Raw genomic sequence first — 12,378 nt, 5'->3', positions numbered from 1 at the left:
GCTAAGCAGTCTGGTTGGAAAGCGCCCACTCGGGCCATACTCCGCTGACGCGGGCAGCTCGGGCATCTCCGGAGCGGGCATGCCCTTCGAAGTTCTCTGCCCGTGCTGCGCGCCCCAGAAGGACTCCGAGCTCAGCTGATGCCTCCGGGTTAGTGACTTCTTGGTACGTGACCGTTTTGAGGAATTTCCCCACCCAGAGTCCGCCTGTGTATCGCGATGCCAGACGTGTCGGCAATACGTGGTTCGTGCCGATGATCTTGTCCCCGTATGACACGCACGTGTTCTCGCCAAGGAAGAGAGCCCCGTAGTTTGTCAGGTTTTCCAGGGCGTGCCGCACGTCCCTTGTGAACACCTGGACATGTTCGCTGGCGTACTTGTCAGAGATCTCGTAGGCCTCTTCGAGGGAGTCAGCGAGGATAACCTCGCCGTGGTCGCGCCACGCTACACCTGCAACGTCTCGGGTGGGAAGGTGTACCAGCTGACGATCAACCTCATCAATCACCGCTTCGGCCACAGCAGACGATGTAGTCACGAGAACTGCCGGGGAGTCAGGCCCGTGCTCGGCCTGGCTAAGAAGGTCCACGACAGTGAGAAATGGATCAGCCGTCTCATCTGTAAGAATCAGAACCTCTGTTGGACCAGCAAAGAGGTCGATGCCTACTTCGCCAAAGAGTTGGCGTTTGGCTTCAGCCACATATGCATTTCCCGGGCCGACAATGACGTCAACGGCGGGAACGGACTCCGTACCAACCGCCAGCGAAGCAATGGCCTGCACTCCTCCAAGAAGATAGATTTCATCCGCACCGGCAAGATGAATGGCGGCGATCGAAGCATCCGGAATCACTCCGTTAGGCGCAGGCGTCGCGGCCGCGACACGCTTCACGCCGGCAACCTTGGCAGTCACGATTGTCATGTGCGCCGACGCCAACAGGGGATATCTGCCGCCAGGGATATAGGCACCGACCGCATTCACTGGGATATTTTTCTGACCGAGGAAAACCCCGGGCTGAACTTCTGCCTCAAAGTCCTTAAGGGAATCACGCTGTAGTTCGGCAAACCGCCGCACGTTTTCCTGAGCAGTCCGAATATCAGCGATGGTTTGGGCAGGCACCCTCGCGATTGCCTCTTGGATCTGCTGCGCGTTGAGCCTGAACGATGAAGGAGACCAGCGGTCAAACTTCTCCGAATATTCCCGCACCGCCTCGTCACCCCGATCTCGAATATCGGCAATAACCGATTCCACAGTTTCCCGGACCGAGGCGCTGGACTGCCCCGCAATGGACGGCTTCGCGGCTTGCTTGATGTAGATGGCCAAAGTGTTGCTCCTTGTCTAAAGTCTTTCGTCACCTTGCAGACGTTTGAAATCAGCGTAGAAGGAGCCGAAACATAAGACAACGGCCAAATTTCTTGTAATTGGCATAGCATTCACTTTTGCTACGGTCCGCCGCGCTAGGAGATCATCCGGGCGCAGAGTCGGGCTTTGCAGGCGTTCTTGCACAAGGGACGCACGCGCTGGCTATAAACCTGGGGAGGGAGAGAGATCGGCGGGGAGCCTTGCTTTTGCTCGATGTCCAGCAACCGCCTCGTGCCCTGCCGATCCAACCAGCTCATGGCCGACTTTCAAGAGTGCGTGAGTTCTCCAAGCCGAGATAGCTAACACTGGCGTCCTTGCCATCCGGCGCTTCCAAAGCCGCCCCGGCCAGCACTCGCCGCCTCCGAGCCCAGGAGGAAAAATAGCCCCTTCTGAAGCCGGCCGCCGGCCATTTTCTAAACGCCGATAACCGTGATTTCGTAAAGCTGGGGGAGTGGTATGTGTGCGGAAGTCCGCACTTGCTCCCCGCGGTCAGTCGTCTCTAGCCATGGCCTTGGCGAAGTAGCTGTCTGGACCATAGCCCGAATCGTCGTCCAGACCTCGGGCAGAATGGTCGTCTTCAAGGGAATCGTCGAAGCCGGGACGACGGTACTTGAGGGCCCGGATTTGGTCCACGAGCTGGACGGAAGTGTCCGGGTTGAAGCCCGTTGCGGCGTAGCGGATGCGGTTGATCCGTTCCGGCCGCAGGATTCGCTCCACCTGCTGCCAGAACATTTCGTCGTCGCACAGCTGGGACGGTTCGTCCGGCATGACCCTCTCCTGCTCCAGCCGGTCAACGAAGGCGTTCTGCTCCTCGGTGGCAGGGACGAAATGGGTCGCCGTCTTGGCACGGTGGCAATCGGTGCACAGCAGCTGCAGGTTCTCCGGATCGTTCGAGTCGCCTTCGATGTGGTCGATCTCCTGGCCGGGCGCGCCGCACTGTACGCAGACTTCATCACGGCCGAAGACGAACGCCCTGACCCCGGCCGGGATGGTGCGGGCCACGGCGTTGTAGCCGCCGCCGAGGAGGTGGGCGATCCTGGTGTGCAGCACGAGCCTGGTCTCGGCATCGTCTTGCAGGCTCCCGTTCCGAAGCGCCTTGCGCCAGTATCTGACGTCCTTGGCAATGCTGTTGCATAGCTCGGTGCAGAACAGGGCGGGCTTGTGCTTTTCGTCGTCTGGCAGGGGTTGGAAGCAGTTCGCGCACCGGTCCGGCTCGAAGCGGAAGGACTGGGTCACGCTTTACCCTGGCTGATGGCTTCCAGCTCGATTGCGGCTGTGTACTGCCTGACTGCTAGGAAGACTTCGCGCTCAGTCATGCTGTCATTCTTGGCGCCGAGGATAGTGTTGATTCTCAGGAGTTCAAGGTCGATCCACTTATCCTCAGGCATTGCAGGTTTGAGTTCACTTTTCGCTTGAATCTGGAGATCGATCATTGCAGCAAGGGCCAGAAGCTTGGACTCATGATCCTGCTTGGCTGTCTCAAGTGATTCGGCCAGTGTTGTTGCTGCCGGCGGGAGGTCTACCGAGGACGCTTCCGTCGTTTCCGGCGCTGCAATCGCTTCCGGTGCTGCAGTCTCGGCCTCCGCTGACTCGGTCGGCGAGGGGGATGCAGTGGCCGACCGTGTTGGGGTGGAGCAGCCACACAGCAGGGCTACGGCCAGGATGGCGGGGATGAGCTTTTTGATCAAGTGAGTCTCTGGTTCTTTGTCGTCTGGTGCGCGTCTGTCAGAGACTACAGTGCGTCGGGCAGACAACAATCGGTCTTCCCGCTGACACGGAAAGACCCGGATTGTGACGAGACAGTGCTACGCCACGCCGTCCTCGATCCTCTGGGTTGGCTCTTCTGGGGTGACGATGCGGATGCCGAGCTCCTGGGTCTTGAGGAAATTCGAGGACCCGGGTTCGCCACAGACCAACAGGTCGGTGGTCTTCGAAACCCAGCCGGAGGCATTGCCGCCCTTTGCCTCGATGAGTTCCTGGGCTCCGCCGCGGGACAGGGAGCCGGGGGGCTGCCCTTGACTGGTCCGGTGACCACGACGTTCAAAGGCTTACTGTCGGCCTTGGCCAGCTTGGGTGCCTTCCATTGTCTCGAACTGGGCGGCGAGCCGGCGACCGAAGGTGCGGCCGGTGAGACGCATCGACAGTGCCGACGACCCGGTTCAGCGGCTGGGTCTTGGCCTTCTCGATCGCGGCCATGATCTTGGCCGCGTTCTTCTGGCCCTGAATGCGGGTGCCGACGGTGGAGGACTCGCCCATGTCCAGGTCCGCGCGCATCTCACCTGTGTAGAGCTTGCCGTCGTAGGCGCGCAGAGGGGCGTCTTCGCCGGTCCGGGCTCCGTAGTATCCGCGGTCATCCTGGGCCAGGGCCACTAACCGCGCTTCCTCGGAGGCGACGGAGGGGATGCGGAACTCGTCTGAACGTTTCCTGTACCGGACGGGGCTTCCGGCAACGCGGCGGAATGCGGTGCGGCCGGAAGGTCCTGGTGCTTGTGACGATGAAATCGGTCGTGGTCTCCATGACCACAATGGATGCGGACCCACCGACAATCCTGCCCGCAGAATCAGGTGTCCCTGACGAGGTCCAGAAAGATGTCTTCGTCCATGTATCCCATGTCCTGAGCCAATGCTGCGAAGAAGCCGACCCAGCTGGACGCAGCTTCAGCTTCGTCCGTGTGGTCCGCCTCGAATGACTGGTAGGCCTCTTGCCACTTCTCAAGTGCCAGTAAGCGCAACCGCCGATACCGCGGAACGTCCTCTTCCGCAACGCAGAACTCCTGCTCCTCTTGTTCCAGCACCGAGTACAACCACCCGGCTCAAGTCTTTCCTGCGCTCATGATTGCCATGATTTTGGAAAGCAAAGTCATGCCTACTGTTACCGCCGCACGTCCTGAGGAATGCCCAGGGTCGGTCTCCTTGCTCGAATGCTCATCTGGTTCCCGATGAGCTCGGTGGGGGCCTGATGATCCTTGGATTCATGCTCGAACGCCGATACCCGGTATTCCGTCAACTATTCTGAAGCGTCAGCTTTGCATGCGGCGCCCCGAGTAGTCGACAAGGAGCGGACCCGTGACCGATAATGCCGTTCTGGCGAGAATAAGGTAGTGGGCTGACGGCGCTTGCTTCTTTGCGGCGGTTCATGGTGACTCCTAGCGCGCCAGCGACGTGCGCTCCCGACGATATGCTCATGACATGGGGGTTGACGCAGACAACGTGCTCGTTCGAGTGATCACTCTTAATGAAGCAGTTATGGCAACCGTCAAGCGTATAAGCACACTTCCAGACCCCGTTCCTGACTCGTTGATTGCGGCAGATGACCGAGTCTGCCCGGGAGTTGAACTTTCCTCACACATTGGCCACCATCTGGTCCCCTCAGCGATCGATCACATCTGGTACCTAACCAGTTCGATCAGCGGTACAAGGAATTTCCCCGTTTTCGGTGCCTTCACGCTGGCTCGATCGACCATTGAGACTGCCAGCACAATGTTGTGGGTGATGGCACCTTATGACAGGCGCACCCGCTTGATGCGGCACCTACGTTTAGAGGTAGCCAACGTAAATGCAGCCCGCAAGATGATGCAGAGCCAAAACGAAGTCGGCACGTTCATGGGATACTCGGTCGCTCCTGATGCTCCTGATGAGTTCGTTGCAGGGAGACGCGCTGCCGTAATGGCTGCGGCCGAAAGGCTGGAATTGTCCAGTGCCGAGATAGAGCGGCCTCCCACCATCACCTCGATCATCAAGGAGGCCGCCCAAGAGTCCGGCGAGTCCCCTCAGGTATTTCTCGACTGGCAAATTGCGTCAGGGGCGGCTCATGGAAAGTCCTGGTCCGGGCTCTTGACGCTCAGGCCGAAAGAGGGCTGGGGCTCGGAGGCGCGCAGGAAAGCGGATACGGACCGCTCTGGTGGCATTTCAATGATGGTTGATATTGCCGAGCGTTCCTTGGTGACACTTGGCCGAGGTTTGGACCGCCTTGAAGAGCTTAGGGCAACAACGGAGACCGCCGGCTAAGCAAAGAACCGCTTCTGTCCGTAGCTCTGGCCAGCAAACGGCAGACCTGAAGCCATGAGCGCCGGGTTGTATGACGGTATCTGGGCTTCGTATGTTGAGGAGGGACGGTAATGGGGTGTCATGGGTCTCCCACGGTGACCGTCCATTTGTTGGGTCAATATGCTGCGAGTTTTTTCTCGTTGAGAACCGGCCAATCCGATGGGGGAGTGACCGAAAAACCCATTCGCTGCAGTTGCTCGGCGGCTTTTCCGGGATTATCACGAACGGCAGAGGCCAGCTGATTATCCTTCCATAACATGCGCCCGTATTCGATGGCTTCGCTCCAATTTTCCCGCGTGTCCACACCAAACTCGAAAATCACCATCTGCACGAGGTCTTCCAAACATGGGCGGAAGCGGTGCCCCCTGGTCGGTATGTGCAGTTGCGACAGACGAGGCGCTTTCCCCTTCAAAACGCGTCGCGCTCTGCTCTTGGCCTGGTGTTTGAACTCGGCCGCCATCATCGAATAGATCAGTTCATCCCTATGTCCGTGGACATTGAAGTGCGCACATGGGATGTCGCCACGGGGGGATCTCAAATAGTCGTAATGAAGCAACGGTTCGGTAATGCTAGGCATAACAAGATAAAAAGTGGAACGCTCGACGGCCAGAAATTCTCCATTTGAATCCCATACACAGTGGTAGTCAAGCTTGAGGCTTAGGACATGCTCGCCGTTGACCGAAAGGGGTATGCCTGCTTCGTCCCTGGTCGTGACCACAATCTTGCTATTGTCCGCAATTACAGTCTTAAGTGGTCGCTCCACCCCGTTCAAGCTGGATTGGAGTGTGTCTTCAAGCTGCGCGACGAACCCCACGACCTGATCCAGAAGCTTCTCATCTACTGTGGCACGAAGTTCTGCAGGTAGTTGGTCAACGCTCGCCCTGCTCACCTTGCAAGTAGATAATCGATGTCTTCGACAGCATCCAAAATGTCGCGCTGTTCAGGGGTGACGGCATAGGTCTCAGCCCGGCTGCGCAGATCGGCCAGAGAGAGTCCCCCACGCCGGAGGAGCTCATCTTTGCGCGCCTCTAAGACTGACTGGCTTACATATTCTATAAATGGCGCACTCATCGCATTCTCCCTCCGGTCCCTGGGGACACGTCCTTGACATCGATCTTTACACGTCCCTACGACAAAACGAAACAACCACACGTTGGAATCCCCGCGAGTTAGATCACGGTCGTGATGCATCGTGGATGAGTTCAGAACTGTTCACAGAGGGAGGAGGTTCAGGCGCAGGCGCAGACCAGGTTGCCGATCCGGGTACACCGCGGGAGGGGGCCAGATTGATTCATCTGATGAGATACGCAGAGTACTACTTTACGTAACGTCCGTTATCGGCGTTTTGGAATGGCGTCCGAGAGTACGGCGGGGAGTCGTGGCGCAGGGCCTAGCTGCCCGGCAGTTGACCGGCTTTGGATACGCCGAGAAGCTGCTAACCCATACCTGCCGGCCCAGCCCACGCGCCCGGCGCGCCGGTACCGCCGCCACCACGGTCGTCGTCTTTGCCACAACGGATACAGCGCTTGTATAGGCTGCCGTCTTCGGTGTGTTCGATATGCCATTCATGGCGGATGTTCAGCTTGCATAACAAAGCCTGAAGCATTGTCCCTCTCCAATCTGTGGAGTCCCCGGCTAACGCCCGCAACTCAATGATCGTCGTCGCGCCGGTGTGAGAAAAGACTAGCCAGGATAGGCCGGAACGAGTTTTGCCAGTGCAGTCAACGCCCGAGCACCATCTCCAGAGCCGACAGGGCTGCGAGGCCACGATGTTCGCCATCTCGCGTTACTTGACGAAAGGCCGGTTATCGGCGCCTCGCGGGATTCCTCCCCGATCTGTGCAGGCGTGTCGCGCGTGCTCATGCTTGGGTATCGAAATCACGCCGTGAACGCAGATGCGTGGGAACGGCAGCAGCACCCTCCGTGCCACCACCCGCCGTCGTAGTACACAGAAACACAGCCCAATGTTCGGACCTCGCCCGTAGGCTGTTCATATGCCTCGTTTTGCTCTTGATATTGAGTCCGTCCCCCGCCCCGTCCGCTCCCAGGAGCTGCTGGACGCAGTGAACCACCGGGTCGTCATTGCCGATGGGGCGATGGGCACCATGCTGCAGGGGCGGGAGCTGTCGCTCGAGGCCGACTTCCTGGGCCTGGAAGGCTGTAACGAGATCCTCAACGTCACGCGTCCGGATGTCCTCGCGGACATTCACGATGCGTACTTCGCGGTGGGAATCGACGCGGTGGAAACCAACACCTTCGGCGCGAACTGGTCAAACCTCTCCGACTACGGCATCGACGACCGTATCGAAGAGCTCGCCCGGGCGGGTGCGGCGATCGCCCGCGAGCGCGCAGAAGCGGCAGAAAAAACAGACGGACGGATGCGGTGGGTCCTGGGCTCGATGGGGCCGGGCACCAAGCTCCCCAGCCTCGGACACACCAGCTACGACTACCTCAAGCAGACCTTCGCCCTGCAGGCCGAGGGCCTCATCGACGGGGGAGCGGACGCCTTCCTCATCGAGACCAGCCAGGACCTCCTGCAGACCAAAGCCGCGGTCAACGGCTGCAAGCAGGCCATCGTGGCCCGCGGTATCCGCCTGCCGATCTTCGTCGAGGTGACCGTCGAAACCACCGGAACCATGCTGATGGGCTCCGAAATCGGCGCGGCGCTCACCGCGCTCGAGCCGCTCGGCGTCGACGCCATCGGCCTGAACTGTGCCACCGGCCCGGATGAGATGAGCGAGCACCTGCGCCACCTTTCCAAGCAGTCCACCGTGGCGATCGCCTGCATGCCCAACGCCGGCCTGCCGATCCTCACCGCCGACGGCGCGCACTATCCGCTATCGCCCTCCGAACTCGCCACCGCGCACGAGCAGTTCATCCGGGAATTCGGCCTGGGCCTGGTGGGCGGATGTTGCGGTACGACGCCGGAGCACATGGCCGCCGTCGTCGAGCGTCTTGCGCCCCTCCGCGCGAGCGCCGCCGTCACCAGCGGCGGGAGGGGTGCCGACGGCGAGCGCCTCCCCACCGAGCGTGAAGCAGGCATCGCTTCCCTCTACCACCATGTGAACTTCGACCAGGAGTCTGCGTACCTCGCCATTGGCGAACGCACCAACGCGAACGGTTCGAAGGCGTTCCGCCAGGCGATGCTGGAGGAGCGCTGGGACGACTGCGTCGACATCGCCCGCGAGCAGGTCCGTGATGGCGCGCACCTGCTCGACGTCTGCATCGACTATGTGGGGCGCGACGGCGTGGCCGACATCAAGGAGGTCGTCTCACGGTTCGCCTCGGCCTCCACACTCCCGCTCGTCATCGACTCCACCGAACCGCAGGTGCTGCAGGCAGGACTCGAACACATCGGCGGGCGCCCGGTGATCAACTCCGTCAACTATGAGGACGGCGACGGCCCGGACAGCCGCTTCGCGCGCATCATGCCGCTCGTGAAGGAACACGGCACCGCCGTCATCGCCCTGACCATCGACGAACACGGCCAGGCACGCACCACCGAGGGCAAGGTGGCCATCGCCTCGCGCCTCGTCGACGCCCTGGTTGGCGAATGGGGGATGCGCGTGGAAGACATCATCGTCGACTGCCTCACCTTCCCCATCGCCACCGGCCAGGAAGAGACCCGCCGGGATGCCATCGAAACGATCGAGGCCATCCGGCAGATCACCGCGAAGTACCCCGGCATCCAAACCACCCTCGGCGTCTCGAACGTGTCCTTCGGCCTGAACCCGGCAGCGCGCATCGCCCTGAACTCGGTGTTCCTGCACGAGGCCGTGCAGGCGGGCCTGACCAGCGGCATCATCGACGCGGCCAAAATCGTGCCGCTCGCTTCACTGCCGGAGGAACAGCGCAAGGTGGCCTTGGACCTCGTCTGGGACCGCCGCGAATACGACGCCGACGGCAACCTCACGTACGACCCGCTCGCCAGCATGCTGGACCTGTTCGCCGGCGTCGACACGGCAGCGCTGAAGGACCAGCGCGCCGCGGAACTTGCGGCGCTGCCCACCGGCGCGCGCCTGGAGCGTCGCATCATCGACGGCGAAGGCAAGGGCCTTGAAGAGGACCTCGACCTGGCGCGCGCCGAGGGCATGACCCCGCTCGGCATCATCAACGACTACCTGCTCGAGGGCATGAAGGTGGTGGGCGAGCGCTTCGGCGCCGGCGAGATGCAGCTGCCGTTCGTGCTGCAGTCCGCCGAGGTGATGAAGACCGCGGTCGCCCTGCTCGAGCCGCACATGGAGAAGTCGGATGCGTCGGGCAAGGGCACCATGGTGATCGCCACCGTGCGCGGCGATGTGCACGACATCGGCAAGAACCTGGTGGACATCATCCTCACCAACAACGGCTACAAGGTGATCAACCTCGGCATCAAGCAGCCGATCGCCGACATCATCGCCGCGGCCGAGGAACACAACGCCGACGTGATCGGCATGTCCGGCCTGCTCGTAAAGTCCACCGTGGTGATGAAGGAGAACCTTGCGGAACTGCAGTCCCGCGGGCTCGCCAAGCGATGGCCGATCATCCTCGGCGGTGCGGCGCTGACCCGCGCCTACGTGGAGCAGGACCTGGCTGGGCAGTTTGGGGGCGAAGTCCGCTACGCGAAGGACGCCTTCGAGGGCCTGGACCTCATGGAGCCCCTGGTGCAGGTCGCCCGTGGCGCTGACCCGGCGGAGGTCGGCCTTCCCGCGCTGAAGAAGCGGAAACACCAGAGGGGCGCCAAGCTCACCCTGACCGAGCCGGAGGCAATGCCCGGCCGGTCCGACGTCGCCGCCGACAATCACGTGCCTTCGCCGCCGTTCTGGGGCACGCGCATCGTGCGCGGCGTCTCCCTCCACGACTTCGGTGCCTTCCTCGACGAACGCGCCACCTTCATGGGGCAGTGGGGGCTCAAGCCCGGCCGCGGCGAGGACGGCGCCTCCTATGAGGAACTGGTGGAACGCGAGGGCCGGCCGCGCCTGCGCTACTGGATGGACCGCATCCTGGGCGAGGGAATGCTCGACGCGTCCGTCGCGTACGGCTATTTCCCGGTGGTCTCCGAGGGGGAACAGGTGGTGGTCTTGCACCACGGGGAGGATCGCGACGGCGTCCTCGGCACCGCGGGCCTGCTCGCCCCCGACGGCGGATCAGGTGGTCCGATCGGCACCGAGCGGCTGCGCTTCGACTTCCCGCGCCAGCGCCGTGACCGGCACCTGTGCCTCGCCGACTTCGTGCGCTCGCGCGAATCGGGGCAGATCGACGTCCTGCCGGTGCAGCTGGTCACCGCCGGCGGCAATGTCGATGAGGTGACTGCCAAGCTCTTCGCCGGTGACCACTACCGCGACTACTACGAGCTCAACGGCCTGGTCATGCAGCTCACCGAGGCGCTCGCGGAGTTCTGGCATGCACGCATCCGCTCGGAGCTCGGTTTCGCGGCCGAGGAACCGAAGGACAAGGCTGGCCTGTTCAAGCTCGACTACCGCGGTGCGCGGTTCTCGCTCGGATACCCCGCGTGCCCGGACATGGAGGACCGCCGCAAGGTGGTGGAACTGCTGCATCCCGAGCGGATGGGCGTGGTCCTGAGCGATGAGCTGATGCTGCACCCCGAACAGTCCACCGACGCGTTCGTGTTCCACCACCCGGAGGCGAAGTACTTCAAGGTGTGAGTTGGTGCTGGTCCTTGGCTTCAGATTTCTGCGTTGGCTAGCCGGTCAACAAGCCATGTTGAGCGCTTCGAGGGCTACGTTTACCATCTGGTTCACACGCGGGTCGAACTCCTCGCGTGGCGATCCGGGCGGTAGCGCCACCGCAATCGCTACTTGCCGGGAGCCGTCGGCGCTGGTCAGGGCAACGGTCCCGTATCCCGGAACATCCCCCACATGGCCAAGATAGTTGCTATCGGAGCAGGCATCATCGAAAAGCGTCAGGCCTAAGCCATAACCCTCGTACGTCGAAGAGTGCATTTCTTTAACGGTTTCCGCTTTCAGTAATTTCCCCTGCACAAGTCCGGCCGTAAAAGTGTTGAGGTCTGCGACGGTAGAAATCACGCCGCTGTCAGCGTTACCGATGTCGTGTGCGGGGAGTGTTGTGTCAACACGTTCGCCACCCAGGAGAACGTATCCGTGGGCCATCTTCTCTGGAGCAGACTCTTCGCGCGACATGAGGGTGGCCTGCAACCCCAGTGGTTCTGCAACGTCGCGAGCGAGGATATCTCCGATACCCCGGCCTCGTAGCCGCTCTACCAAGAGGCCCAAGACAGCATAATTCGAATTTGAGTAGCTGAACTCGCTGACTGGCTCTCCGGCGGGCGTGTCCGCCCGTGTTCCCCAAGGGACGGTCGCCGCGACCGCCAAGCGCTCCTCATAGGACATACGTTTGGCCAGAACGTCGCGCATCGGTGTTGACTTCAGCAGGACTTCCCAATAACTGGGCATTCCAGACCGATGGCTCAGCAGGCTGCGCACGCTCACTGCGCCGGGGGCGTTGATGAGGTCGCCTAGTTCCGGCAGATACTGAGTAATCGGATCGTCCAGCCGGACCTTACCCTCATCGACCAGCTTAAGGACCGAAACTGCCACCATGGACATAGTGACGTCGCCGATATGGACCTGGTCCGTCAACTGCGCCGGCTCCTGGTTCTCAAGGCTTCGGACGCCGACCGCTTTGGACCATTCCCCCAGCTGCGAATTCATCTGGATGTGGACCGACGGGGCTCCGAGAGCAACCACATCGTCCGTGTACTTCTCCAGAATGGAGGCGAATGCCGGCGCTGTCGGGGCTTGTTCTGCGGGGGACTGCCGGTCAGGCGGATCCGGCGCGGCCGTGCAACCTCCGATTGCGGACAAGAAGATCGCCACAGTGGCGACGATCGCAAAGCGGATCGAGATCAGACTGTTGAAAGCTGTCTGCATTTTCATGGCCCTTCGGCAGGCCGGTCCCCATCTGGACTTCTGAGAGACGGCCAGCTGCGCCGGCCCTTCTGATGTTCCTCGGAGCAT

The 12,378-nt window shown here is 61.4% G+C and carries 11 protein-coding genes; 2 read left to right on the top strand and 9 right to left on the bottom strand.

The features are described 5' to 3' along the window. Position 1: 1 nt before the first annotated feature. The 6 genes from hisD to JYA52_RS10080 all read right to left on the bottom strand — a co-directional run bounded on the left by hisD (position 2) and on the right by JYA52_RS10080 (position 4,149). On the bottom strand, positions 2 to 1,315 hold the full coding sequence (gene hisD, locus JYA52_RS10100) for a histidinol dehydrogenase (protein ID WP_240460175.1): 1,314 nt from the start codon (positions 1,313 to 1,315) through the stop codon (positions 2 to 4). A 528-nt stretch (positions 1,316 to 1,843) separates the two neighbouring features. After that, positions 1,844 to 2,590 (bottom strand): HNH endonuclease, encoded by a 747-nt coding sequence (locus tag JYA52_RS10095; RefSeq protein ID WP_205653049.1) that lies wholly within the window; start codon positions 2,588 to 2,590, stop codon positions 1,844 to 1,846. Further along, positions 2,587 to 3,042, bottom strand: coding sequence for a hypothetical protein (locus JYA52_RS10090; protein WP_205653048.1), 456 nt, complete (start codon positions 3,040 to 3,042; stop codon positions 2,587 to 2,589). The genes JYA52_RS10095 and JYA52_RS10090 overlap by 4 nt, the downstream gene beginning before the upstream one ends. Positions 3,043 to 3,159: 117 nt before the next feature. After that, on the bottom strand, positions 3,160 to 3,324 hold the full coding sequence (locus tag JYA52_RS22455; protein ID WP_307869358.1) for a BRCT domain-containing protein: 165 nt from the start codon (positions 3,322 to 3,324) through the stop codon (positions 3,160 to 3,162). 70 nt (positions 3,325 to 3,394) lie between these two features. Further along, positions 3,395 to 3,724, bottom strand: coding sequence for a hypothetical protein (locus tag JYA52_RS22450; protein ID WP_240460174.1), 330 nt, complete (start codon positions 3,722 to 3,724; stop codon positions 3,395 to 3,397). 191 nt (positions 3,725 to 3,915) lie between these two features. Then, positions 3,916 to 4,149, bottom strand: coding sequence for a hypothetical protein (locus JYA52_RS10080; RefSeq protein WP_205653047.1), 234 nt, complete (start codon positions 4,147 to 4,149; stop codon positions 3,916 to 3,918). A gap of 394 nt (positions 4,150 to 4,543) precedes the next feature. Between JYA52_RS10080 and JYA52_RS10075 the strand changes: the two genes are divergently transcribed. Further along, positions 4,544 to 5,362 (top strand): hypothetical protein, encoded by an 819-nt coding sequence (locus JYA52_RS10075; protein WP_205653046.1) that lies wholly within the window; start codon positions 4,544 to 4,546, stop codon positions 5,360 to 5,362. 154 nt (positions 5,363 to 5,516) lie between these two features. Here JYA52_RS10075 and JYA52_RS10070 read toward each other — a convergent pair whose 3' ends face one another. Together JYA52_RS10070 and JYA52_RS10065 are read right to left on the bottom strand one after the other, a co-directional pair. Then, on the bottom strand, positions 5,517 to 6,290 hold the full coding sequence (locus JYA52_RS10070; protein WP_205653045.1) for a hypothetical protein: 774 nt from the start codon (positions 6,288 to 6,290) through the stop codon (positions 5,517 to 5,519). Next, complete coding sequence (locus tag JYA52_RS10065; RefSeq protein WP_205653044.1) at positions 6,287 to 6,472, bottom strand: hypothetical protein; 186 nt, start codon at positions 6,470 to 6,472, stop codon at positions 6,287 to 6,289. The genes JYA52_RS10070 and JYA52_RS10065 overlap by 4 nt, the downstream gene beginning before the upstream one ends. 923 nt (positions 6,473 to 7,395) lie before the next feature. Between JYA52_RS10065 and metH the strand changes: the two genes are divergently transcribed. Beyond that, positions 7,396 to 11,046 (top strand): methionine synthase, encoded by a 3,651-nt coding sequence (gene metH, locus JYA52_RS10060; RefSeq protein WP_205653043.1) that lies wholly within the window; start codon positions 7,396 to 7,398, stop codon positions 11,044 to 11,046. Between the two features lie 45 nt (positions 11,047 to 11,091). On the opposite strand, the gene JYA52_RS10055 is transcribed toward metH, so the two are convergent. After that, positions 11,092 to 12,297 (bottom strand): serine hydrolase domain-containing protein, encoded by a 1,206-nt coding sequence (locus tag JYA52_RS10055; RefSeq protein ID WP_205653042.1) that lies wholly within the window; start codon positions 12,295 to 12,297, stop codon positions 11,092 to 11,094. Positions 12,298 to 12,378: the final 81 nt, after the last annotated feature.

The organism is Arthrobacter pascens, from assembly GCF_017052465.1.
GTDB lineage: Bacteria > Actinomycetota > Actinomycetes > Actinomycetales > Micrococcaceae > Arthrobacter > Arthrobacter pascens.
Note: the sequence above shows the minus strand (reverse complement) of the source record. Positions and strands in the feature narration are given on the sequence as shown.